General features: G+C 71.8%; 24 protein-coding genes. 14 read left to right on the top strand and 10 right to left on the bottom strand.

Annotation, left to right across the window (positions count from 1 at the left end):
- Positions 1–78 precede the first annotated feature (78 nt).
- The 3 genes from FHX82_RS29950 to FHX82_RS29940 all read left to right on the top strand — a co-directional run bounded on the left by FHX82_RS29950 (position 79) and on the right by FHX82_RS29940 (position 3288).
- On the top strand, positions 79–1089 hold the full coding sequence (locus FHX82_RS29950) for an NADPH:quinone reductase (protein WP_145932728.1): 1011 nt from the start codon (positions 79–81) through the stop codon (positions 1087–1089).
- Positions 1090–1225: 136 nt separating this feature from the next.
- Positions 1226–2551 carry an MFS transporter gene (locus tag FHX82_RS29945; RefSeq protein WP_145932854.1) on the top strand — a complete coding sequence of 442 codons (1326 nt, stop codon included), beginning with the start codon at positions 1226–1228 and terminating at the stop codon, positions 2549–2551.
- A complete protein-coding gene (locus FHX82_RS29940) occupies positions 2548–3288 on the top strand; it encodes an N-acyl homoserine lactonase family protein (RefSeq protein WP_229880993.1) in 741 nt (246 codons plus the stop codon). The genes FHX82_RS29945 and FHX82_RS29940 overlap by 4 nt, the downstream gene beginning before the upstream one ends.
- Before the next feature lie 383 nt (positions 3289–3671).
- Here the strand turns inward: FHX82_RS29940 and FHX82_RS29935 are convergent, their stop codons facing one another.
- Complete coding sequence (locus tag FHX82_RS29935) at positions 3672–4046, bottom strand: MerR family transcriptional regulator (RefSeq protein WP_145932729.1); 375 nt, start codon at positions 4044–4046, stop codon at positions 3672–3674.
- Between the two features lie 102 nt (positions 4047–4148).
- On the opposite strand from FHX82_RS29935, the gene FHX82_RS29930 reads away from it, so the two are divergent.
- A complete protein-coding gene (locus FHX82_RS29930) occupies positions 4149–4838 on the top strand; it encodes an SDR family oxidoreductase (protein WP_145932730.1) in 690 nt (229 codons plus the stop codon).
- A 54-nt stretch (positions 4839–4892) separates the two neighbouring features.
- Here the strand turns inward: FHX82_RS29930 and FHX82_RS29925 are convergent, their stop codons facing one another.
- The 4 genes from FHX82_RS29925 to FHX82_RS29910 all read right to left on the bottom strand — a co-directional run bounded on the left by FHX82_RS29925 (position 4893) and on the right by FHX82_RS29910 (position 8056).
- Positions 4893–5111: a hypothetical protein gene (locus FHX82_RS29925; RefSeq protein WP_145932731.1), complete on the bottom strand. Its 219-nt coding sequence runs from the start codon at positions 5109–5111 to the stop codon at positions 4893–4895.
- Positions 5112–5357: 246 nt separating this feature from the next.
- Entirely contained in the window at positions 5358–5609 is a 252-nt protein-coding gene (locus FHX82_RS29920) for a hypothetical protein (RefSeq protein WP_145932732.1), read from the bottom strand.
- Between the two features lie 68 nt (positions 5610–5677).
- Positions 5678–6922, bottom strand: coding sequence for a threonine ammonia-lyase IlvA (gene ilvA, locus FHX82_RS29915; RefSeq protein ID WP_145932733.1), 1245 nt, complete (start codon positions 6920–6922; stop codon positions 5678–5680).
- Positions 6923–6979: 57 nt separating this feature from the next.
- Positions 6980–8056, bottom strand: coding sequence for a DNA polymerase III subunit beta (locus tag FHX82_RS29910; RefSeq protein WP_145932734.1), 1077 nt, complete (start codon positions 8054–8056; stop codon positions 6980–6982).
- A gap of 128 nt (positions 8057–8184) precedes the next feature.
- On the opposite strand from FHX82_RS29910, the gene FHX82_RS29905 reads away from it, so the two are divergent.
- Complete coding sequence (locus tag FHX82_RS29905) at positions 8185–9264, top strand: NADH:flavin oxidoreductase/NADH oxidase (RefSeq protein ID WP_221216723.1); 1080 nt, start codon at positions 8185–8187, stop codon at positions 9262–9264.
- 48 nt (positions 9265–9312) lie between these two features.
- On the opposite strand, the gene FHX82_RS29900 is transcribed toward FHX82_RS29905, so the two are convergent.
- On the bottom strand, positions 9313–10332 hold the full coding sequence (locus FHX82_RS29900; RefSeq protein ID WP_145932735.1) for a 3-isopropylmalate dehydrogenase: 1020 nt from the start codon (positions 10330–10332) through the stop codon (positions 9313–9315).
- 44 nt (positions 10333–10376) lie between these two features.
- Entirely contained in the window at positions 10377–11246 is an 870-nt protein-coding gene (locus FHX82_RS29895; protein ID WP_145932736.1) for a TIGR03564 family F420-dependent LLM class oxidoreductase, read from the bottom strand.
- Between the two features lie 95 nt (positions 11247–11341).
- On the opposite strand from FHX82_RS29895, the gene FHX82_RS29890 reads away from it, so the two are divergent.
- Complete coding sequence (locus FHX82_RS29890) at positions 11342–12202, top strand: LysR family transcriptional regulator (protein WP_145932737.1); 861 nt, start codon at positions 11342–11344, stop codon at positions 12200–12202.
- A gap of 302 nt (positions 12203–12504) precedes the next feature.
- The gene (locus tag FHX82_RS29885; RefSeq protein WP_091505768.1) at positions 12505–12660 is read left to right on the top strand and encodes a hypothetical protein; all 156 of its coding nucleotides are present in this window, start codon (positions 12505–12507) and stop codon (positions 12658–12660) included.
- Between the two features lie 58 nt (positions 12661–12718).
- Here FHX82_RS29885 and FHX82_RS37415 read toward each other — a convergent pair whose 3' ends face one another.
- Entirely contained in the window at positions 12719–12937 is a 219-nt protein-coding gene (locus FHX82_RS37415) for a PLDc N-terminal domain-containing protein (RefSeq protein ID WP_229880995.1), read from the bottom strand.
- A gap of 188 nt (positions 12938–13125) precedes the next feature.
- Here FHX82_RS37415 and FHX82_RS29875 point away from each other — a divergent pair, with 188 nt between their 5' ends.
- Positions 13126–14304, top strand: a complete 1179-nt coding sequence (locus FHX82_RS29875; RefSeq protein WP_145932739.1) for a sensor histidine kinase — start codon at positions 13126–13128, stop codon at positions 14302–14304.
- Positions 14305–14318: 14 nt separating this feature from the next.
- A complete protein-coding gene (locus FHX82_RS29870; RefSeq protein WP_145932740.1) occupies positions 14319–14972 on the top strand; it encodes a response regulator in 654 nt (217 codons plus the stop codon).
- Here FHX82_RS29870 and FHX82_RS29865 read toward each other — a convergent pair.
- Entirely contained in the window at positions 14969–15418 is a 450-nt protein-coding gene (locus FHX82_RS29865; protein WP_183176914.1) for an RDD family protein, read from the bottom strand. The genes FHX82_RS29870 and FHX82_RS29865 overlap by 4 nt on opposite strands.
- Before the next feature lie 154 nt (positions 15419–15572).
- On the opposite strand from FHX82_RS29865, the gene FHX82_RS29860 reads away from it, so the two are divergent.
- Together FHX82_RS29860 and FHX82_RS29855 are read left to right on the top strand one after the other, a co-directional pair.
- Complete coding sequence (locus FHX82_RS29860; RefSeq protein ID WP_145932742.1) at positions 15573–17288, top strand: alpha/beta fold hydrolase; 1716 nt, start codon at positions 15573–15575, stop codon at positions 17286–17288.
- Positions 17289–17351: 63 nt separating this feature from the next.
- Positions 17352–19034, top strand: coding sequence for an alkaline phosphatase family protein (locus FHX82_RS29855; RefSeq protein WP_229880997.1), 1683 nt, complete (start codon positions 17352–17354; stop codon positions 19032–19034).
- Here FHX82_RS29855 and FHX82_RS29850 read toward each other — a convergent pair.
- The gene (locus FHX82_RS29850) at positions 19015–19632 is read right to left on the bottom strand and encodes a MerR family transcriptional regulator (protein ID WP_145932743.1); all 618 of its coding nucleotides are present in this window, start codon (positions 19630–19632) and stop codon (positions 19015–19017) included. The two genes, FHX82_RS29855 and FHX82_RS29850, sit on opposite strands and share 20 nt — an antisense overlap.
- Between FHX82_RS29850 and FHX82_RS29845 the strand changes: the two genes are divergently transcribed.
- The 3 genes from FHX82_RS29845 (at position 19519) to FHX82_RS29835 (ending at position 22031) form a co-directional block, all read left to right on the top strand.
- Positions 19519–20112 (top strand): NUDIX hydrolase, encoded by a 594-nt coding sequence (locus tag FHX82_RS29845; RefSeq protein WP_229881003.1) that lies wholly within the window; start codon positions 19519–19521, stop codon positions 20110–20112. The genes FHX82_RS29850 and FHX82_RS29845 overlap by 114 nt on opposite strands.
- A 144-nt stretch (positions 20113–20256) precedes the next feature.
- Positions 20257–21102 (top strand): formate/nitrite transporter family protein, encoded by an 846-nt coding sequence (locus FHX82_RS29840; RefSeq protein ID WP_145932745.1) that lies wholly within the window; start codon positions 20257–20259, stop codon positions 21100–21102.
- A 32-nt stretch (positions 21103–21134) separates the two neighbouring features.
- A complete protein-coding gene (locus FHX82_RS29835; RefSeq protein ID WP_261377073.1) occupies positions 21135–22031 on the top strand; it encodes an NAD(P)-dependent oxidoreductase in 897 nt (298 codons plus the stop codon).
- The last annotated feature ends 9 nt before the right edge of the window (positions 22032–22040 follow it).

The raw sequence follows: 22040 nt of genomic DNA, 5'->3' as shown, positions 1-22040 counted from the left end.
CATGCATAACGTAACCCTCGGCCGGACGCAATCCGGGCGCCTCGGGAACACCTCGCCGCGCTGTCGGTTGACGCAGACATGAAGGCGATCAGCTACACCAAGACCGGCGACCCGGACGTGCTCCGCCTGACGGAGCGCCCGACACCCGAGCCCGGGCCCGGCGAGGTACGGGTCCGGGTGACGGTGTCCGGCGTCAACCCCACCGACTGGAAGAACCGCCGCGCCGACCGCCCGGCGTTTCCCGAGGTCGTGCCCAACCAGGACGGCGCCGGCGTAGTGGACGCCGTCGGCCCGGACGTGCGCGGGCTCGAAGCCGGGCAGCGCGTCTGGCTGTGGGAGGCGCAGTGGCAGCGGGCCGACGGGACCGCGCAGGAGTACGTCGTGCTGCCCGCGCGCCAGGCCGTGCCGCTGCCGGACGACGCGTCGTTCGACCTCGGCGCGTCGCTCGGCATTCCGGCCCTCACCGCCCACCGCGCGCTGACCGTCGCCGAGACCGGTCCCAGCAGGCTGAGCCCCGGCGCGCTCGCGGGCCGCTCCGTGCTCGTCGCCGGCGGCGCCGGTGCGGTCGGCCACGCCGCGATCGAACTGGCCAGGTGGGCCGGAGCGGACGTGGTGACCACCGTGAGCAGCCCGGAAAAGGCGCGGTTGGCCACGGCGGCGGGGGCGCGGCACGTGGTCAATTACCGCACCGAGGACGCCGCCGAAGCCATCCGAAAGCTCTTCCCGGACGGCGTCGACCTCGTGGTCGAGGTCGCGCCGGGCCCGAACGCGGCGCTCAACCAGGCCGTGCTCGCGCCGAACGGCACCATCGCGGTCTACGCGAACAACGGCGGCGAGGAGCTGACGCTGACCATCCGCCCGCACATGGTGGCGAACGCGCGCTACCAGTTCGTGTTCGTCTACACCGTGCCGCCGGAGGCCAAGGAGCACGCCGTGGCGGACGTGAGCGCCGCGGTCGCGGACGGCGCCCTGCGTGTCGGCGACGAGGCGGGCCTGCCGCTGCACCGCTTCCCACTGGAGCGGACCGCGGACGCGCACGCCGCCGTGGAACGGGGTGTGGTCGGCAAGGTGCTCATCGACGTGGGCTGAACGCCCGGGGGCGTGCCGGAGTCTTGACAAGACCTCGGCACGCCCCGCACCATGCTAATTAACCGCCTGGTTAGTTACGGCGGGAGGCAATGGCGCACTCGCGGAGGAGAAGGACGTGACCCCTCACCCGGACGGCCTGACGGTGGGCAAGCCGAGGAAGGCGGCCCTCGCGGCCTGGATCGGCAGCGCCCTGGAGTACTACGACTTCTTCATCTACGGCACCGCCGCGGCGCTCGTGTTCGGCAAGATCTTCTTCCCCTCCTCGGCCCCCGCGGCGGGCACGCTGCTGGCGCTGTCCACGTTCGGCGTCGGTTACGTGACCCGGCCGCTCGGCGCGGTCCTGCTGGGCCACCTCGGCGACCGGTTCGGCCGCAAGCGCGTGCTGGTGCTGACGCTGTTGCTCATGGGCCTGTGCACGGTCGGGGTCGGCTGCCTGCCGAGCTACGCGTCGATCGGCGTCGCGGCGCCGGTGCTGCTGGTCGTACTCCGTCTCCTGCAAGGACTTTCGGCAGGCGGTGAGCAGGCGAGCGCGAACTCGATGAGCCTCGAACACGCACCGGAGAACCGCCGCGCGTACTACACGAGCTTCACGCTCAGCGGCACGCAGGCGGGGCAGATCGTGGCCACGGCGGTGTTCCTGCCCGTCGCCGCGCTGCCGCAGGCGGACCTGCTGTCGTGGGGCTGGCGGATCCCGTTCTGGTGCAGCGCGGTGATGGTGCTGGTCGGCTACCTGATCCGGCGGACGCTGGAGGAGACGCCGGTGTTCGAGCAGGAGGCGAACGCGGGCGAGGTCGCGAAGCTGCCGCTCGTCGTGTTGTTCCGCGACCACTGGGCGGACGTGCTCCGGGTGGTCGTGGCCGCGCTGATCGCGTCGGTGAGCACGATCTTCACCGTCTACGCGCTGAGCTACGCCGTGAACACGGTGGGGTTGTCGAAGACGCCGATGCTGTGGGTGGGGGTGCTCGCGAACGTCGCCGCGGTGATCACGATCCCGTTGTGGGCCACGCTCGCCGACCGGATCGGGCGCAAGCCGCTGTTCGTCGGCGGGTCGCTGGGCTGCGCGGTGCTGATCTTCCCGTACCTCGGCGCGATTTCGGCGGGCAGCTACGTGTGGATCTTCGCGCTGGGCATCGTGATGTTCGGCATCGTCTACACCATGACGAGCGCGGTGTGGCCCGCGTTCTACGGCGAGATGTTCCCGGCGCGGGTGCGGCTGTCGGGCACCGCGATCGGCACGCAGGTGGGGTTCGCGATCAGCGGGTTCCTGCCGACGATCGCCGCGGCGGTCGGGGGTTCGGGGCGCGGCGCGTGGCTCGGGGTGTCGATCTTCACGGCGGGGCTGTGCGTGGTGAACGTGCTCGCGGTGCTCACCGGCCGGGAGACCCACAAGGTGCCGACGGCGAAACTGGGACTGCGTGAGTCGCGTGTGGACGGTGCGGGCAGGGTGGAGGCGCGTGCGTGAAGGTGCACGCGCTGTGCTACGGCAGGCGGATGGGCAGGCGGGGGCAGCACTTCCACGGCTACGACGAGGATTCGGGGCTGCCCCACGACACGGCGTACTTCGTGTGGCTGGTGGAGTCCGAGGGGCACACGGTGCTCGTCGACACCGGGATGCGCCCGTCGCGAGCGGGGGAGCTCGAATACCGGGCGCCGGTCTCGTTGTTGCGGGACTTCGGCGTGGCGCCGGAGGACGTGGACCTCGTCGTGCTCACCCACCTGCACTACGACCACGCCGGCACGGTCGCGGACTTCCCCGGCGCGCGGTTCGTCGTCCAGCGGTCCGAAGTGGACTACTGGACGGGCCCGTGGGCCAAGCGCATCGAGCGGGAGCGCTGGCTCCTGGACTCCGAGTCGCTGGCCTGGCTGGTGGAAAGCGACCGGTTGTCGCTTGTGGACGGTGACGAGGAGGTCCTGCCGGGTATCAGCGTGCACCTCGTGGGCGGTCACACGGCGGGAATGCAGGTGGTGCGCGTCGCAGCGCCGGACCCGGTGGTGCTGGCGTCGGACGCGAGCCACTTCTTCGAGAACCTCGAAGACGACCGTCCCGCGCCGCTGATCCACTCGATGCCGGGGATGTACGCGGCGTTCGACCGCATCACCGAGCTGGCGGGCCCCGGAGGCATCGTCGTGCCGGGCCACGATCCGCAGGTGCTGCACCGCTTCCCGCCGGTGGCGGACGGCATCGTGCGGGTGGCTTGAGGGCGCGGCCCGGGTGTGCGTGGCGTGAGCGGGATGGCTGTCGGGTTCGCGGCTGGCCCGGGAATCGGCGTGAACTTTTTTCTGCGGCCTGGCTTGACCGTCGCTGCGTTGTGGCGGTGGTGGGTGGCATTGTGCGGGTGTTTGAGGATGCGTTCGGGGTGTGCGTGGCGTGGGCGGGATGGCTGCTGGGGCTGCTGATGTCCTGCTGGTCCGGGAATCGGCGTGAATGTCTCTGCGATCCGGCTTGACCGCCGCTGCGTTGCGGCGGTGGTGGTGGATGGCATTGTGCGCCTGGCTTGAGGGCGCGGCCCGGGCGGGACGGCTGCCGATCTCGCCGCTGACCCGGACCGGCGCGAACCTCACTCCGGTGAAAGCCCCCGCCGCTACCGCCAGTGCGGGCAGCGCCTTCCGGCTTCCCTGGCGTCGATCGCGAGCGAGATGATGTTCTGCAGCCGGTGCCGGGCGCTGGTGAGCGTCGCGAGCTGGTCGTCGATCCGGTCGCGTTCGGCGAGCAGGCGGTCGAGCAGCTCCGCTGTCACCTCCCCGGTCTCGATGGACGGCAGCAACTCGTGGATCGTCCGGCTCGGCACGCCCGCCCGGTACAGCAGCTGGATCAACTGCACGCGATGGACCGCATCCTCGTCGTAGCGCCGTTGCCCGTTCGGACTGCGTTCGGCCTCCAGCAGCCGCTGTTCCTCGTAGTAGCGCAGCGACCGGACGCTCACTCCCGACCTCTCGGCGAGCTCGCCGATCCGCATGCCGCCTCCCTGTGATCCGGCTCGCAGTTCGTTGCTCCTCACGCCGGTGTCAGCTCATAGCGTGGCCGCGTTATTCCCGCACCACACAGGAGGCAACAGCCAATGGAGATTCCCGGTTCCGTCGCCCTCGTCACCGGCGCCAACCGTGGCATCGGCAGGCACTTCGCGCAGCAGCTGAAGCAGCGGGGCGCGGCGAAGGTCTACGCGACAGCCCGCACACCCGAACGTGTCGACCTGCCCGGCGTCGAGGTGCTGCGGGTCGACGTCACCGACCCGGACTCGATCGCGGCCGCCGCGGCCGTGGCCGGTGACGTGAACCTGCTGGTGAACAACGCCGGGGTGTCGACCGCCCAGAACCTCGTCACGGGCGACCTGGACAAGATCCGCCTCGAAATGGAGACGCACTTCTTCGGCGCCCTCGGCATGGTGCGGGCGTTCGCTCCGATCCTGGCCGCGAACGGCGGCGGTGCGATCCTGAACGTCCTGTCCGCCCTGTCGTGGATGCCGCACGACGGCGCGGGCGCGTACAGCACGGCGAAGGCGGCGGAATGGAGCCTCACCAACGCGGTTCGCCTGGAGCTGGCGGGCCAGGGCACCCAGGTGTCCGGGCTGGTCGTGGGAGCCGTGGACACGGACATGATGGCGGCCTGGGACGTGCCGAAGAAGGACCCCGTGGACGTCGTCCGCTCGGCCCTGGACGGGATCGAGGCCGGACTGACGGAGATCCTCGCCGACGAATCCGCCGTGCTGGCCAAGGCATCGCTCGCGGGCAAGCAGGAGTCCTTGGCGTGAAAGGAGACCTGGCGGTCCGAAGTGGACCGCCAGGCTTCCCCGTTCGGTCGGCGGCTACGCCCGGCAGGCCGCGCCGCCGAGGATCAGCACTGCGTGGAACTCGTTCTGGTGCTGGTCGCCGGCGAGGGTGTAGCTGTTCACGTCCACCCGCCAGCCCGCACCGGCCGCCCCGCGTGCACCGACGAGGTCCGCCGGGCTGGACACGGGACGCACCGTGATGTCGGCGTACTGCGGCAGGTACTGGTTCTCGATCGTGTTTTCCGGCAGTCGCAACGGAACTCCCTGCACCGTGTACGCCGCACCGGCCGCCGGGACCGCGACCTGCGTGAGCGCGCGGTCGGGTTGCCGTGCCCACAACCGGGCCGCGCTCGCGGTGGGCCGTCGCCGTGGCGCAGTCCGCGGTGCGCTCCGCGTCGTCGAGGTACAGCCACGCGAGCTGCAGATCGTTGTGGGACAAGGTGTTCTGCGACTCCAGCAGGTAGTCCGCGCGCACGGTTGCGCTGGGCGAACCATCGTCGCTCAGCGTCGCGGTCGACTGGTGTCTTCCACCGACTCCGGCGTGCCCGGCCGCACACCCGCGGTCCCGGGCCCGGCCGGGGACCGGTACAGGTGCGCGGCCGTGTCGTAGTCGGTTCCGGACAGGCCGGGCACCGAATAGGCGGTGGTGACGGCGTAAGCCACCGGCGCGGGCGCGGCGGCTGCCGCCACCCCCGGCACGGCGGCCAGTGCGACAGCGGCGGCACAACCGGCCGCGATACGAGAAGGTCTCACCCCAGGCTCCTTCGTTCGTGGAGGATCGTGCCCCACAGACGCCGCCTGGGTGATCCGGGTTGCACGCCTCAGACGAGGAACCGGAAAACCGGATCTCCCGGAGCCAGTTTCTGCGCGGTGATCGGCGAAGCGTCGAGCCGGGCGAGCAACGGCGCCAGGTCGGCGGGCGAGCCGAGCTCGATGCCGACGAGCGCGGGACCGAACTCGCGGTTGGTGCGCTTGACGTACTCGAAGAGCGTGATGTCGTCGTCCGGGCCGAGGACCTCGTCGAGGAACCGGCGCAGCGCACCCGGCTCCTGCGGGAACTCGACGAGGAAGTAGTGCTTCACCCCGCGCGAAACCAGCGCGCGCTCCATCACCTCGGCGTAGCGGCTCACGTCGTGGTTGCCACCCGACACGACGGCGACCACCGTTTCGCCCGGCCGCACCAGACCTTCCGCGCGCAGCGCCGCGGGGGCGAGCGCGCCGGCGGGCTCGGCGATCACGCCGTCCACGTCGAACAGCTCCAGCATCTCCTCGCACAGCACACCCGGGTCGACCTCGCGCAGGTCGACCGGACGCCCTTCGAGCACCCCGTAGGTGTGCGCGCCGACCTTGCGGACCGCGGCACCGTCCACGAACCCGTCCAGCTGCGCCAGCTCCACCGGCCCCCCGGCGGCGACCGCGGCCGCCATGCTCGCCGCGCCCGCGGGCTCGACGCCCACCACCCGCGTCGCGGGGTGGTGCTTGGCCAGCCACGTGGTGATCCCGGCGATCAGCCCGCCACCGCCGACCGGCACGACCACCACATCGGGCGCGCGGCCGAGCTGCTCGACGATCTCCCGCGCGACCGTGCCCTGCCCTGCGATGATTTCGGGGTGGTCGAACGCGGGCACCATCAGGGCACCCGTGCGCTCGGCCTGTTCACGGGCCGCGGCGAAGGCAGCGTCGTAGGTGTCGCCGCCGACGATGGTCTCCACCCGGTCGCCGCCAAGCAGCGAGATCCGGGCGCGCTTCTGCCGTGGCGTGGTGCGGGGCAGGAAGATCTGCGCGCGCAGGTCCAGCGCCCGGCACGCGAACGCGACACCCTGGGCGTGGTTGCCCGCGCTCGCGCACACCACCGTGCGGTCGCGCTGCTCCCGGTCGAGCTGGGCGAGCAGGTTGTAGGCGCCGCGCAGCTTGTACGAGCGGACCACCTGCAGGTCCTCGCGCTTGAGCCACACCTCGGCCCCCGTGCGCGCGGACAACCGCTGGTGGGGTTGCAGCGGAGTCTGCGCCACCACCTCGCGGAGCCGCTCGTACGCCGCGTCCACCGCGGCGGCCTCGACACCCATCCCCTGCTCCTCACGTCGATCTCCAGCCAGGGTAGTAACCCGGCCGGAGCCCCGGCGTCAGGCCCGCATCGGGACGACGAGGTACGTCAGCGTCACCCCCTCCCCGGGACCGCCGGTGAACACCGTCGGCCGCAGCCCCTCCTGCTGCTCGATCCGCACGGACCCGCCGCCGAACGGGCGCAGTGCGTCGAGCAGGTAGCGCGCCTGGTAGACGAAGCCGCCGTGGGCGCCGGACACGCTCGCCTTGACGGACTGCTCCGACTCCCCGCCGTGCGGGTCGCTGCTGTGCACGCGCAGCTCCCCGTCCCACGCGCTGAGGGTGACCGTGCCGCGCGGACCCGCGAACGGAGTGGCACGGCGCACAGCGGCCGCGAGGGCGTCGGCCTCCAGCTCGACCACGCCCGACGGCTCGACCCGCATCAGCTGCCGCGCCCGCTCGTCCGGGAACGGAACGGCCAGCAGCGCCGTCCCGAGCCAGTCCCGGTCCCACCGCAGCCCGAGCCGGTCGGAATCCGCGCCCAGCGCGACCGGCCCCTCGCCCAGCCGCCGCGCGAGCCCGGACAGCACGCCCGCCGGTGCGAGGAGGTCCAGCCGCTCCCCGGACCACGCCAGCGTCGCCATCGCCATCCGGTACCGGTCGGTGGCCAGCAACGTCAGCGTGCCGTCGCCGGTCCACAGCCGGAGGCCGGTGAAGATCGGCAGCGCGTCCTCCCGGGAAGCCGCGCTGGCCACGGCTTCGACCGCGGCACGCAGAGCGCTCCCGGGCACCGAACCCGCCGCCGGTGGCGGCTCCGGCACGCCGGGGTGGAGCTCCCTGTCCAGCAGCGGCAAGCCGAAGCGCGCTCCGGGTGCGCGCAGCGCCAGCCTGCTGCCCTCGACGGTGAGCCGCACCTGCCCGGCGTCCAGTGCCCGCACGGTTTCCGCGAGTGGCCGGAGCGCCACCAGCACCTCGCCGTCCTCGTGCACCAGGGCGGCACGGGACAGCCGGAGCCCGTGTTCCCGGTCGGTGACGGCGAGCGCCAGCCCGTCACCGGTGGCGGTCAGCAGGACACCACCGAGCGCGGGCCCGGGCAGGAGCCGGGTCGCCTCGGTGGTCGCGTTCGCCAGGACGGCGGCAGGGGCGGTGAGGTCCACGAGCAGCACGCTAGCGAGGGGGTCCGACAAAACCGGTCGCACCGGCCCTGACCTGCACGGATGCGGGCCCAGGCGCCCGGATCGTGTGGAACGGGCCACGGCGGGGAAGCCCGCGCCGCGGTGGTGCGTTGACCCGACACGTGAGTTACCTGTTCGAGCCATTCAGTGTCCGCGCCGTCACCGTGCCCAACCGCGTGTGGGTGTCGCCGATGTGCCAGTACTCGGCGACCGACGGGCTGCCCGGCGACTGGCACCTGGTGCACCTCGGGCAGTTCGCCGTCGGTGGCGCCGGGCTGGTGATGACGGAGGCCACCGCGGTCAGCGCGGTCGGCCGGATCAGCCCCCAGGACACCGGCATCTGGACCGGCGAGCAAGCGGACGCCTGGCGCCGCATCACCCGGTTCATGCACGAACAGGGCGCGGTGACGGGGATCCAGCTCGCCCACGCCGGGCGGAAGGGTTCGAGCCGGCGGCCCTGGGAGGGGACCGGCAGCGTGCCACCCGAGGAGGGTGGCTGGACGCCCGTCGGGCCCACGGCGGAGGCTTTCGGCGAGTACGTCGCGCCGCACGCGCTGAGCACCGAGGAGGTCGCCGAGATCCCGGGCCAGTTCGCGGCGGCCGCGCGGCGTGCGGTCGGCGCCGGGTTCGACGTGCTGGAGCTGCACTTCGCGCACGGATATCTGGTGCACCAGTTCCTGTCGCCGCTGTCGAACGCCCGCGAGGACCGCTACGGCGGCGACTTCGAGGGGCGTGCCCGGCTGGCGCTGGAGATCACGGACGCGGTGCGGGCCGAGGTCGGCGACGCGGTGCCGCTGTTCGCCCGGCTGTCGGCGACGGACTGGGTCGACGGCGGCTGGACCGTCGAGGACTCGGTGCTGCTCGCGAAGCTGCTCCGCGAGCGCGGGGTGGACCTGATCGACGCCTCCACGGGCGGCAACGTGCCCAAGGCTTCCATTCCCGTCGGGCCGGGCTACCAGGTGCCGTTCGCGGACCGCATCCGCGCGGAGGCGGGCCTGCCCGCCGCGGCGGTGGGCATGATCACCGAGCCGGAGCACGCGGAGAAGGTCGTGGCCTCGGGCGCGGCCGACGCGGTGTTCCTGGGCCGCGCCCTGCTGCGCGACCCGCACTGGCCGCTGCGCGCGGCGCACGCCCTGGGCGCCGGCGTCCGCTGGCCGGACCAGTACGCGCGGGCCAAGTCCTGGCATTGACGGCTGAGCCGGTGTGGCGTGCCCGCGCGGGCACGCCACACCGGGTCCTCATGCGACGGCCGTTGCCAGGCGTTCGCCGATTTCCCTTGTGCCACCAGGGTTTTCCGGGTCGCGGGCGGCCAGGTCGGCCCGCACGGCGGCTTCGATGCGCGCCGCGGCGGCCGTTTCTCCCAGGTGCTCCAGCAGCAGCGCCACCGACAGCACCGCGGCCGTCGGGTCGGCCTTGTCCTGGCCCGCGATGTCGGGCGCGGAACCGTGCACCGGCTCGAACATCGACGGGAACAGCCGCTCCGGGTTGACGTTCGCGCTCGCCGCGAGGCCGATCCCGCCGCAGATGGCGCCCGCCAGGTCGGTGACGATGTCGCCGAAGAGGTTGTCCGTGACGATCACGTCGTACCGCTCGGGGTGCGTCACCAGGTGGATCATCACCGCGTCCACGTGGTTGTAGTCCACCGTCACGTCGGGGAACTCCGCCGCGACCTCGTTGACGATCCGCTGCCACACCCCGCCCGCGTGCCTGAGCACGTTCGTCTTGTGCACCAGCGTCAACCGCTTCCGGGGCCGGGACCGCGCCCGCTCGAACGCCGCCCGCACCACCCGTTCCACGCCGAAGGCCGTGTTCACGCTGACCTCCGTCGCCACCTCGTTCGGCGTGCCCCGGCGCAGCACGCCGCCGTTGCCGGTGTACGGGCCTTCGGTGCCTTCCCGGTACACGACGAAGTCGATCTCGGGCTCACCTGTCAGCGGGGTCCGCACGCCCGGATACAGCTTCGCCGGACGCAGGTTCACGTAGTGGTCCAGCTCGAACCGCAGCCGCAGCAACAGATCCCGCTCCAGCACGCCCGGCGGCACCGACGGGTCGCCGATCGCGCCGAGCAGGATCGCGTCGTGCCCGCGGACCTCGTGCAGGACCGAGTCCGGCAGGATCTCGCCCGTGCGCCGGTAGCGCGCCGCGCCGAGGTCGTATTCGACCTTCTCCACGCCGGGCACCACCACGTCGAGCACGCGCAGCGCCTCCGCGGTCACTTCGACACCGATGCCGTCACCAGGAATCACACCGAGTTTCATGGCGTCACCCTAGATTCCGCTTCCCAGGATGCGAAATAGGGGTCTCAGATCGCGGACGTGACCACGTCCAGCGTCCGCGCCCGGTCCTCCGGTGCGCCCACGTGCGAAACGATCAGGTCCGTCACGCCCGCGTCCCGGAAGCGCGCGATCTCCCGTGCCACAACGTCTTCGGGACCGGCGACCAGTGCGTCGGCGGGACCGTCGAGCCCGCCGCGGTCCAGCATCGCCCGGTACGGCGGAAGGTCGTTGATCAACTCGTACTGCCGCGCGATCCGTTCGCGCACCTCGTCCGGCTCGTCCGTCACCGCGACCATCACCACCACGGCGATCCGCTGACCGTCGCCCAGGCGCGGCACGAGGTAGTCGGCCACCATCGGCGGCCGCACCCACACCGCGACGGTGCCGTCGGCGAGGTCGCGGGTCACCTCCAGCATGCGCGGCCCGAGCGCGGCGACCAGTACCGACGGTTCCGCCGCTTTGATCGCGAGTCCCGTGTCGACGGTGAAGAACTCCCCGGAGTACCGGACGTGCTCGCCACGCAGCAACGGCCGCAACACCTCCAGGTACTCGCGGGTGTGCCGGGCCGGTGCGGTGTAAGGGATCCCGTACTCCCCGGCCATGACGCTCTCGTGGCTGGGACCGATGCCGAGGGTGAGCGGCCCCTCGCTCAGTGCCTGCACGGTCAGTGTCTGCGTCGCCAGGTTGACCGGATGCTGCGGGTACGTCGGGACGACCGCGGTGCCGACCGGCAGCCCGCCCGGCAGCGCGGGCAGCACGGTCAGCGGGTCCCAGCCGCCGGGCTGCAGGTTCGTCCACAGGCTGTGGATGTCCGAGCGGACGGCTTCCGCTGCGTCCGCCTTGAGCTGTTCGACGGTGACGGCGCCCGAGGCGATGAGGTGGAGTCCGATGTCCATGCCCCGAGTCCAGCGCGCGTCCGGCGGCCGAGCCAGACCGGACTTCCCCGTGCAGCGATCAGTTATCGTGATCACCGCAGGCAGTGGAGGTGCGGATGGAGTTACGGGCCCTGCGGTACTTCGTCACGGTGGCCGAGGAGCTGCACTTCGGGCGGGCGGCCGAGCGGTTGAACATCGTGCAGCCCGCGGTCAGCCAGCAGATCGCGCGGCTGGAACGGGAGCTGGGCGTCCGGCTGCTCGACCGGTCTCCACGCACGGTCCGCCTGACCGAAGCCGGGCAGCGGGTGCTCGACGCGGCGCGTGAGGCACTCACGGCGGCCGAACGGGTGCGGACCGTGGCGCGGCAGCCTCGGGAGGAAGTGCGGATCGGCACCGCACGCGGGCTCACCGCGAGGCTCGGGCGCGCCATCGACACCCTGCGAGTGCACCACCCGGAGTTCGAGTTGGTGCTGGTGGACCTTCCCGTGGCGGAGCGGCTGCAGGCGTTGCGGCGAGGCGACCTGGATCTGGCGCTCGCGCGGGGGATGAGCTGCGCGGAAGGGTTGCGGGTTCTGCCCGCGTGGTCCGAACCACTGCACGTCGTGGTCGCCGCCCGGCATCCGGTGGCCGAGCGGGAAAGCGCGTCCCTCGCCGAACTTTCTGCTTCGGCGCTGCGGCTCCCGCCGCGCGAAGCGGATCCGCCGCTGCACGACGCAGTGGTGACCGCACTGCGGAACGCCGGTGCCGATCCCCCGTTGGGCCGCCCGACCGGCACCGTCGAGGACGCACTCGTCGAGATCGGTTCCGACCCGGCCAGCTGGGCGGTGCTGCCCGCGGAACAGGTCACGGGCACGTCTTCGGAGCGGATCCGGGTGCTCCCGACCGATCCGCCACTGTCCGTCACCGGGGTGGTACTCACGCGCGACGACGGCACCGCCGACTTCTGCGTCGAGACGATGGTCGCCGCCTTCCGGTGACGCAGAGCGTTTCTTCCGAAACCATTTGTCGACAAGATGGGAAATCGCTGACTGGTATCGGGTGAATGACTTGTGTACGAAGGGGAACTTTTTTCTCGTCCCGTTCCGACGTTCCGGTGATGCCATTGGGCTACCCGGAGCAATCGTGCGGTGGCGCCGCGCATTTGTTGAAGCGATGGGGTTTTCCGAGGTTTGCCCCAACATCAACGCGGGTATCGCTACGCAGTCCCCATCGGAAATAGGTCAGGAATCGGCAGGGGCCGCGAAGCCCGGGCCGGTCCTCCCTACAGAAAGAGTGACCCATGATCGTCCTAGGCGTCATCCTTCTCATCGTCGGTCTGCTGACCGGCATCTCCATCCTGTGGACCATCGGCATCGTGCTCCTGGTCATCGGGGCGGTGCTGGCGATCCTCGGCGGCACGGGCCGCAAGGTCGGCGGCCGGGCGCACTGGTTCTGACGACCCGCACACTGCTGGTGCCGGCTCCCCTTCGCGGGGGGCCGGCACAGCCGTGTGCTCAGCCGGTGGCGTACGCGTGCCGTTTCCCGATGACGAACCACAGCAGGCTGCCGAGGAACGGCGCGACGCAGACGAGCACGATCCAGACGAGCTTCAGGCCCGCGGCGAGCGGTGCACGCAGGACGCTCACCACGGCGCCCACGACGAACAGGACGCAGGCCGCCACGAGAGCGACGATCAGCGCCGCCAGTGCGAGCTGCGGTACCGAATGAGTCACGGAAACTCCCCAAGTTGTCTGCCGGTCGTCCCGAACGTACGGGCGGCGTCCCTGAGCGCACATCAGACTTTCCGGTGGACCGGAGTAGTACCCGGGTATGAAGTTCCGTGGTCCCAGACCACAAAGGACAGTGGAATATCGGACTGGGGTGGGAGGCGCGCCGTCCCCGCAACCGCCAGAATCGGGGCATGCCCGATGTGCGGTGGTGGCCGAAGTGGGCCGGACGGCGCGGTCCGGTGCTGGCCGAGGTGTCGGCGCTGGCCGTGCTCGTCGTGCTGGACAGCGTCCTGCTCGTGCGGGGACGGCCCGCCACGGGACCGCTCGCCGTGCTGGCGCAGCAGTTCGCGCCCGGGTTCGGCCCGGTGGCCGCGGTGCTCGCGGTGCTGCGGCGGCGGTTTCCCGGGCACATCCCGGCGCTGGCCGGCGGGGTGCTCGGGCTGTCGGCGCTGGGCACGCTGCTCAGCGCGCTGAGTCTGGCCGCCGGGCAGGGGCTTTCCCCGCAACCGGGCAGCACCGAGACGCTGGCGTGCGTGCTGCTGGTCGGCGCGGCGTGCCACCGGCTGCCGCCCCGGTCCGCGGCGGCGTTCGCCGTCGCGGGTGGCCTGGCCGTGACCCTCGCGCCGATACTTCGCTTCGGTCCCGACTCGCCTGCCACGTTGCTGGCCGCGCTCGCCGCGTTGTCGTGGGGCGCCGCGCTCGCCGCCGGGCTGATGCTGCGGGACGCCGACGCGCGCCGCCGCGCCACCGTCGCCGAAGTGCGGACGGGCGAACGGCTGCGGCTCGCCCGTGAGCTGCACGATCTCGTCGCGCACCACATCACCGGCATCGTCGTGCGCGTCCAGGCGGCGCACCGGATCGCCGAGCGCCAGGGCGGGGAAACGGCCACGCTGAAGCAGATCGAGGAGGCCGGGACCGAGGCGCTGGCCGCGATGCGCCGCCTGGTCGGCATGTTGCGCACCGACGGTTCCGACCTGTTCCGGCCGCCCGACGGGATTCTCGCGGCGATCGACCAGGCCGTCCCCGGCGACGGTGGCGTGGTGCTGCGGATCCCCGGCGGGCTGGCGCACGCCGACGCGGCGCCCGAGGTGGTCACCACCGCGCACCGGCTGCTCACCGAGGCACTCACGAACGTCCGCCGCCACGCTCCGAACGCGACGGAGGTGACCGTGACGGCGGAGGTGGACGGACCCTGGCTCGTACTGGAGGTGGACAACGACGCGGCCGACCGGCCGGGGACAGGGGGCTACGGGCTGATCGGCATGGCGGAACGGGTCGCCGCCGTGGGCGGTACCGTACGGGTGGGCCCGGAACAGGGGCAACGCTGGCGCGTCAGCGCCCGGCTGCCGCTGCGCCCCGAAACCGGCTGAGGCGGAGGTGTCGTGTGCCCGTTCGGGTACTGATCGCGGACGACCAGGCATTGGTGCGGACCGGTTTCCGGCTCATCGTGGACGGTGAACCCGACCTCGAAGTGGTGGGCGAAGCCGCCGACGGCAGGCAGGCCGTCGAGCTGGCGCGGCAGCTGCGGCCGGACGTGACGCTGATGGACATCGCCATGCCCGGGGTGGACGGACTGCAGGCCACGCGCCTGCTCGCCGGGCCCGACGTGGCCGACCCGCTGCGGGTCGTGATGGTCACGACCTTCGGCCTGGACGAGAACGTCCACGCGGCGCTGCGGTCCGGCGCGGTCGGGTTCCTGCTCAAGGACGCCGGCCCGGCGCTGCTGATCGAGGCCATCCACGCCGCCGCGCACGGCGAGTCGCTCGTCTCGCCGTCGATCACCACGAGGCTGCTCGCGCACTTCACCGGCACGGCGTCTCCCGGCGCGCAACGGAAGCCGGAAACCCCGCTGACCCAACGGGAACTGGACGTGGTCAAGGCGGTCGCGCGGGGCCAGACCAACGCGGAGATCTGCGAGACGCTCGTGGTGTCCCTGTCGACGGTGAAGACACATCTCGCGGCGGTGCAAAGGAAACTGCGGGCGCGCAACCGCACGGAGATCGCGATCTGGGCGTGGGAGTCGCGCGTGGTGTCCTAGCGGGTCCGGACCACCAGCGTCCCGGCCACCAGGTCCCCCAGCCGCTGGTGGTGGCGCGTCGCCAGCATGAGCACCACACCCACCAGGCCCCAGGCGAAACCGTCGACGACGACCAGGAACTGGCGGACCACGTAGGCCCGCAGCGGCGGTGGTTCGCCCGTCGTCGTCACGATCCGCAGGCCCAGCCAGCGCATCGCCGGTGTCTGTCCGTCGTGCCGCCACGGCCACCACGTGTGCAGCAGTATCCCGGCGAGCATGGCCAGGAAACAGTAGCCGAGGAAGACGCCTTTCACGAACGCCACGGTGCTCCGGCCGATCGGGGTGAACGCGATGATCCCCAGCGCCACCGGCACGAAAAGCAGGACCATCACCAGCATCTCGTCGAGGAAGTACTGCAGGCAGCGCCGGCCGACACCGGCCGGGACGTTCGCGCGTGAACTCGTCATGGCGCCGCGGATCATCCCAAGGACCCGGTCGCCACACCAGTCCCGGTGGAAAATCTCGTACCGGGGAACGAGTCCGCCGGGCCGGAAGACTGATGTGCCTGCCCGTCCGTCCCTCCCAGACTGAACGTCGCCATCACTGGGAGGAAGGACGACGGTGCGCACGAAACTTTTCGGACCGGGTCTGCTCGTGGCGAGCCTGACCCTCGTCGCCGGCAGCACACCGGCACTCGCGGCGGTTCCCGGCAACCCCTATCTGCACCAGCAACTCGCCTGGGGACCTTGCCTGTTCAAGACAACGGAAGGCTCGAAGACCTCGGAATGCGCGCAGGTGACGGTGCCGCGCGACTGGGCGCATCCGGACGCGGGCGTCGACCTGCGGGTGACGATCAGCCGCGTCCGCGCGACCGGAACCGCGGACCAGCGGCGCGGTGCGATCCTGGTCAACCCCGGCGGTCCCGGCGGCCAGGGCAGTCCGCTGGCCGGGGAGATCGCCGGGCTGGAACCGCAGGTGAACCAGGCCTACGACTTCATCGGGATGGACCCGCGGGGCACGGGCGAAGCGGGCGGCACGGCGCCGGAGCAGCAGGGGCTGGTGTGCCAGGTGCCGCAGGACCAGCTCTCGCCACAGGACACGCTGCTGGACGCCCGTGACCGGTCGGCCGCCAGCATCCGCCTGCACCAGCAGAGGCCGCGGGCGGTCGCGCGGGCCTGCGAGGCCGATCCGCTGACCCCGTACATCACGACCTGGCAGACCACCCACGACATGGATCTGATCCGCGCACTGCTGGGGGAGGAGAAGCTGAACTACCTCGGCTACTCCTACGGCACCTGGCTGGGCGCGAAGTACGCCTCGCTGTTCCCGGACCACACGGGCAAGGTGGTCCTGGACTCCAGCGTCAACTGGCAGGGCAGGCTGCAGGCCGACTTCGAGGACTTCCCGGTGATCGACCAGCGGCAGTTCGACGACGTGTACCTGCCCTGGGCGGCGCGGCAGTTCCCCGAGCAGCTGGGCCCCACGGCGGCGGACGCGAAACGGACGTGGGAGCAGGTCCGCGCCTACTACGCGACGCAGCACGTCTCGCCGGACAGCTACGACCAGCTGTTCGCGGGCAACGGCAGCGAGATCCAGTGGATGCTCTCGCTGCTCGTGTTCGTGGCCGGAGCCCAGGCGGTGCACGGCGACAGCCCGGCGACCCCGCCCGCGCAGCTGAGCGACCAGCTCGACGCGCAGTCCCGCGCGTCCTTCGGCGTGCCCTTCACGCAGCTCACCGCCGCCCGGGTGGTCGCGAAAGGACAGTCGCTCGCGGAGACGACGCCGGCGGGCGGGACGCGGTTCGCCGTGGCCTGCGGGGACCAGCCGACGCGGTCCGCGGCCTGGTACAAGGCCCTGTCGGACGTCCAGGGTCCGCGGTACCCGCTGTACGGGTGGGCCTACGGGTTGTCCGAGGTGTGCGGGTTCTGGACCGGGGACCCCCAGCACGTGCTGCCGCAACTGCCACACCAGGTGGCGGCGAACGTCCTGGTGGTGCAAGGGGAGTTCGACCCGCAGACCGGGTACGACCAGGCGAGCGCGGCGGTGCGCTCGGCGCCCGGCGTCTCGCTCGTGTCGGTCGACGACGCGGCGTTCCACGGCCAGTACGCGCTGACGGCGAACCCCTGCGTCGACGGCATGGTCAACGTGTTCCTGCTGGACAACTCCCGCCCGGGCAACAGCACCTGCCCGTCGGTGCCGTTGCCCGGTGAGGACAAGGTGTATCCGGTGGCGGGTCCGGTCGGCGCGGGTGCGCATCCGGCCCAGGTGGTGCCCCGGGTGCTGAGCGAGCTGCGGCAAACCGTCCAGGAGCTGCTGAGCCGCACCAACCACTGGTGAACCGAGGCGGGGTGCCTTCCGTGTACCGGGGTGGAAATCCGGCCCGCACGGAAGGACCCCGCCTTGTCCCTGCTGACGCGTTCGCACCTGCCCCGAGGGCAGGACGTGGACAAGCCCGTCGACGAGCAGTCGAAGCGCCGCCGGATCGCCGCGGGCGTGCTCACCGCGCTGGCCTGCCTGCTGGTGCTGTTCGCCCTGATCGTGCCGGACCAGCTGAGCCGGTTCTCGCTGTGGGCGTTCCTGCGGATCCCCGGCGAAGCACTGGTGGGCGCGGCCCTCGCGCTCCTGCTGCCGGTGCGGGCCCGCCGGGTGGCGCTGGCCGTCCTCGGTGCGGGGCTCGGGCTGGTGCTGCTGGTGAAGCTGCTGAACATGGGCTTCTTCGTCGCGTTCGACCGGCCGTTCAACCTGGTCTTCGACTGGAGCTTCCTGCCGCCTGCCGTGGACCTGGTGCGGGGCGAGGCCGGGCGGCTGGGGGAGCTCGCGGCGGCCGTCGGGGTCTGCCTGCTGGCCGTGGCGGTGGTGGTGCTGATGGCGCTCGCGGCGGTCCGGCTGGGCCGCATCGCCGCCGGGCGCCGCCGCACCACCGGCCGCGTGGCGGCGGTGCTCGGGCTGGTCTGGGTCGTGTGCGCGGTGTTCGGCCTGCAGGTCGAGCAGGGCGAGCCGATCGCCGCGCGCACCGCGGCGTCGCTGGCGTACCACGACGCGAAGCAGGTGGGCGCGGACCTGAAGGACCGCGAGGCGTTCGCGCAGGAGGTCGGCGCCGACGCCTTCCGCAACACGCCACCGGACCAGCTGCTGACCGCGTTGCGGGGGAAGAACGTGCTGTTCACGTTCGTCGAGAGCTACGGCAGGGTCGCGGTGCAGGACTCGGACATCGCGCCCGGGGTGAACGCGGTGCTCGACGCCGGTACCACCGCCCTGCGTGCCGCCGGATACGACGCGCGCAGCGGGTTCCTGACGTCCTCGACGACGGGTGGCGGCAGCTGGCTCGCGCATTCCACGCTGCAGTCGGGCACGTGGGTGAACAACCAGCAGCGCTACCACGACCTGGTGAGCGGCGACCGGCTGACGCTGGCGAACGCGTTCGGTCGCGCGGGCTGGCGCACGGTGTCGGACGTGCCGTCGGACTTCGGCGACTGGCCCGAGGGGCGGTTCTACGGCTACCGCCAGCTCTACGACGGGCGCAACGTCGGATACCGCGGTCCCGCCTTCTCCTACGCGTCGATGCCGGACCAGTACACGATGGAGAAGTTCCAGCAGGCCGAGCTCGCGCCCGCGGGGCATCCGCCGGTGATGGCGGAGATCGACCTGGTGTCGAGCCACTGGCCGTGGGCACCGCTGCCGCGGATGGTGGGCTGGCCGGAGGTCGGCGACGGGTCGGTGTTCGGCCCGATGCCCGCGCAGGGCAAGCAGCTCGCCGACGTCTGGTCCGATCCGGCGAAGGTGCGCGCGGCCTACGGCGACTCCATCCAGTACTCGCTGAACACGCTGATCTCCTGGGTGCGGACCTACGGCGACGACAACCTGGTGCTGGTGTTCCTCGGCGACCACCAGCCGAACACGACGGTCACCGGCAGCGAGAACGCCAGCCGCGACGTGCCGATCAGCATCGTGGCCAAGGATCCCGCCGTGCTGGACCGGATCTCGGACTGGGGCTGGCAGCCGGGGCTGCGCCCGGGCCCGGACGCGCCGGTGTGGCCGATGAGCGCGTTCCGGGACCGGTTCCTCACGGCTTTCGCTCACTGAGCGCGCACGCTGTCCACATAGGACACGAGGGCACGCAGGCGGTCGGCGGGCCACGGCAGCGTCCGCGCGAGACCGGTGCTGTGGTCCTGCCACAACTGGCGCGCCGCGGTCTTCGCCCGCTCGCTCGGTTCTCGTACATGGCCATGACCTCCAGGGTTTCCAGGAACTGCCGGGCATCGGGGCAACCGTCGTCGAGCCGCCGCAGCAGGGCGCCGACGTGGTGGATGACGTGCCGGAGCCGGACGGCCTGCGCTTCCAGTGCGGCCAGCTGCTCGGTCAGCAGCCCCCGCAGGTCCGGTGGGTGCGCGAGGGCGGCCGCGACCTCCTCCAGCGACAGGCCGAGTGACCGCAGCGCGCGCACCCGGTACAGCCGCCGCAGGTCGTCCGGCGTGTAGCGGCGGTGGCCCGCCGACGTGCGCTCGCTCGCGGTCACCAGGCCCAGCTCGTCGTAGTGGTGCAGGGAGCAAGCCGTAGAGTCGGAACCGTGACCGCACTCGACGATGCCGAAGCCGAGGTGCGGGCGTTCCCCCGCGTGAGCGTGCCGCTCGACGGCAGGCGGGCGGCCGCGGTGGCCATCGTGATGTCCGAGGACGAGCACGGTCCCGGCCTCTGGCTCACCCGCCGCACCTCGCGGCTGCGAGCCCACCCCGGCCAGTTCGCGCTGCCGGGCGGGGGGTTCGACGACGGCGAGGACGCGGTCGCGGCGGCACTGCGCGAGCTGCACGAGGAGCTGGGCCTCACCGCCACCCGCGAACAGTGCGCCGGCCTGCTCGATGACTACGCCACCCGCTCCGGTTACGTCATCACGCCCGTGGTGCTGCGGACCGAGCCACAGGAGCCGGTGCCCAACCCGGCGGAAGTGGCGCGGCTGCACCGCATCCCGTTCACCGAGCTGGACGCCGAGCCGCGGTTCCTGAGCATTCCCGAGTCGGACCGCCCGGTGATCCAGCTGCCGCTGGCGGGCCACCTCGTGCACGCGCCCACCGCGGCCGTGTTGTTCCAGTTCCGCGAGGTCGCGCTGCACGGCAGGCACACCAGGGTGGACGGTCTGGAACAGCCCGTCTTCGCCTGGCGCTGACCGTTTTCGGCTCATTCGCGGTAATTCACGGTGCCGGGTGACGCTAGTGCGCGTCCGGTCACGCACTGCTGATCTCGCGACAACCTTCCGGACGGGCGCACTGGTTCGAATGGCGTAGTCCTGCCGAACCGAAAGGAAGTCCCCGTGCCGATTCCCCTGTCCGAAGCGCTCGACCTGCAGGCCGAGGTGGCCGAAGGCAAGATCGACGACCTGCGTCACCCCGGGCGGTACCTGGTCAGCTCGATGCTCGCCGGAGCGTTCATCGGGGTCGCCGTCGTGCTGATGATCGAGGTCAGCGGCCCCCTCAACGCGGTGAGCTCGCCGTGGACGAAGCTCGTGCAGGGCCTCGTGTTCGGCATCGCGCTGACCGCGGTCGTGTTCGCCGGGGCCGAGCTGTCCACGGGCAACATGATGACGATGACCCAGGGCGTGCTGGCCCGCCGTCGCGGGATCGGTGCTGCGGCCGGGGTCGTGCTCGGCTCGTTCGCCGGCAACCTGCTCGGCTCGGTCGTGTTCGCGTGGCTCGTGCACGAAGGCGGTGTGCTGTCCATCGGCGCCACGCCCGGCCACGCGGCGCCCGGGGCGGCGTTGCTGGCGAGCCTGGTGAAGACCAAGGTGGCGGAGTCCGCGGGCGCGTTGTTCTTCCGCGGCGTGCTGTGCAACTTCCTGGTGTGCCTGGCCGTGTGGATGGCGGCGCGGACGAGGTCCGACGGCGCCAAGCTCGCGGTGATCTTCTGGTGCCTGCTGGCGTTCGTCGCGTCCGGGTTCGAGCACGTGGTGGCGAACATGACCACGTTCTCCCTCGCCCTCTTCGAGGACGTGCCGGGCGCGACGATCGGCGCGTTCGGCCGGAACCTGCTGTTCGTGGGCCTCGGGAACCTCGTCGGCGGCGGCCTGCTGGTCGGCGCGGCCTACGGGCTGCTGGGGCGGCCGAAGCCGAAGGCACACGGGACCGACCGCGCCGAAATCGAGGGCGAGGTTCCCGCCTGACTTTATGACAGTTGTCATATACACTTCCGCCTGTGAAGGAGAAGGTCGGCTTTCTCGGGCTCGGCGTGATGGGCGAGCCGATGGCGCTCAACCTCGTGCGCGCGGGCACCCCGCTGGTCGTGTGGAACCGGACGCCGGGCAAGGCCGAGGTGCTGCGCGCGGCGGGTGCGGAGGCGGCGGTGAGCCCCGCTGAGGTGTTCGAGCGGGCACGGGTGGTGCTCGTGATGCTCGCCGACGAGGCGGCGATGGACTCGGTGCTGGGCCGCGGCACGCCCGGGTTCGGCGCACTCGTTTCCGGGCACACGATCGTCCACATGGGAACGACCTCGCCCGGGTACTCGCGGGCACTGGAGGCGGATGTCCTGGCAGCGGGCGGGAACTACGTCGAAGCCCCGGTCTCCGGTTCACGCAAGCCCGCGGAGGCCGCGGAACTCGTCGCGATGCTGGCGGGGCGGGAGGACGCTGTCGAGGCCGTCCGCCCGCTGCTCGCGCCGATGTGCCGGGAGACGGTGGTGTGCGGGCCGGTGCCGGACGCGCTGCTGATGAAGCTGGCGGTGAACCTGTTCCTGATCACCATGGTCACCGGTCTCGCCGAGGCGGTGCACTTCGCGCGGCGGCACGGCCTCGACTCCGACCGGCTGCTCGCGGTGCTCGACGCCGGGCCGATGGCGAGCAGCGTCTCGCGGGTCAAGGGGGCGAAGCTGGTGCGCGAGGACTTCGCGGTGCAGGCGTCGATCGCGAACGTGCTGGAGAACAACCGGCTGATCGCGGAGGCCGCCCGCGAGTCGGGGACGGCCTCACCGCTGCTGGACGTGTGCCACGCGCTGTACCGGGAAACGCTGGAGCTGGGCCACGACCGGGACGACATGGCCGCCGTCGTGCGGGCGATCGAGGCGAGGACGGCCGAAACTGTCGTAGGGCGTCGCTAGCCTGCCGGG

The organism is Amycolatopsis bartoniae (assembly GCF_014191255.1).
GTDB classification, from domain to species: Bacteria; Actinomycetota; Actinomycetes; order Mycobacteriales; family Pseudonocardiaceae; genus Amycolatopsis_E; species Amycolatopsis_E bartoniae.
The sequence above is the reverse complement of the archived record's forward strand: the minus strand, read 5'-3'. Positions and strand labels throughout refer to the sequence as shown.

Coding starts and splice junctions, on each gene's coding strand:
- ilvA (WP_145932733.1), bottom strand. CDS start 6,922: ATGGGTGTCGAGGCCGCCGCGGTGGACGCGGCGTACGAGCGGCTCCGC.
- FHX82_RS29885 (WP_091505768.1), top strand. CDS start 12,505: ATGATCGTCCTAGGCGTCATCCTTCTCATCGTCGGTCTGCTGACCGGC.
- FHX82_RS29935 (WP_145932729.1), bottom strand. CDS start 4,046: ATGCGGATCGGCGAGCTCGCCGAGAGGTCGGGAGTGAGCGTCCGGTCG.
- FHX82_RS29930 (WP_145932730.1), top strand. CDS start 4,149: ATGGAGATTCCCGGTTCCGTCGCCCTCGTCACCGGCGCCAACCGTGGC.
- FHX82_RS29950 (WP_145932728.1), top strand. CDS start 79: ATGAAGGCGATCAGCTACACCAAGACCGGCGACCCGGACGTGCTCCGC.
- FHX82_RS29890 (WP_145932737.1), top strand. CDS start 11,342: ATGGAGTTACGGGCCCTGCGGTACTTCGTCACGGTGGCCGAGGAGCTG.
- FHX82_RS29900 (WP_145932735.1), bottom strand. CDS start 10,332: ATGAAACTCGGTGTGATTCCTGGTGACGGCATCGGTGTCGAAGTGACC.
- FHX82_RS29895 (WP_145932736.1), bottom strand. CDS start 11,246: ATGGACATCGGACTCCACCTCATCGCCTCGGGCGCCGTCACCGTCGAA.
- FHX82_RS29865 (WP_183176914.1), bottom strand. CDS start 15,418: ATGACGAGTTCACGCGCGAACGTCCCGGCCGGTGTCGGCCGGCGCTGC.
- FHX82_RS29875 (WP_145932739.1), top strand. CDS start 13,126: ATGCCCGATGTGCGGTGGTGGCCGAAGTGGGCCGGACGGCGCGGTCCG.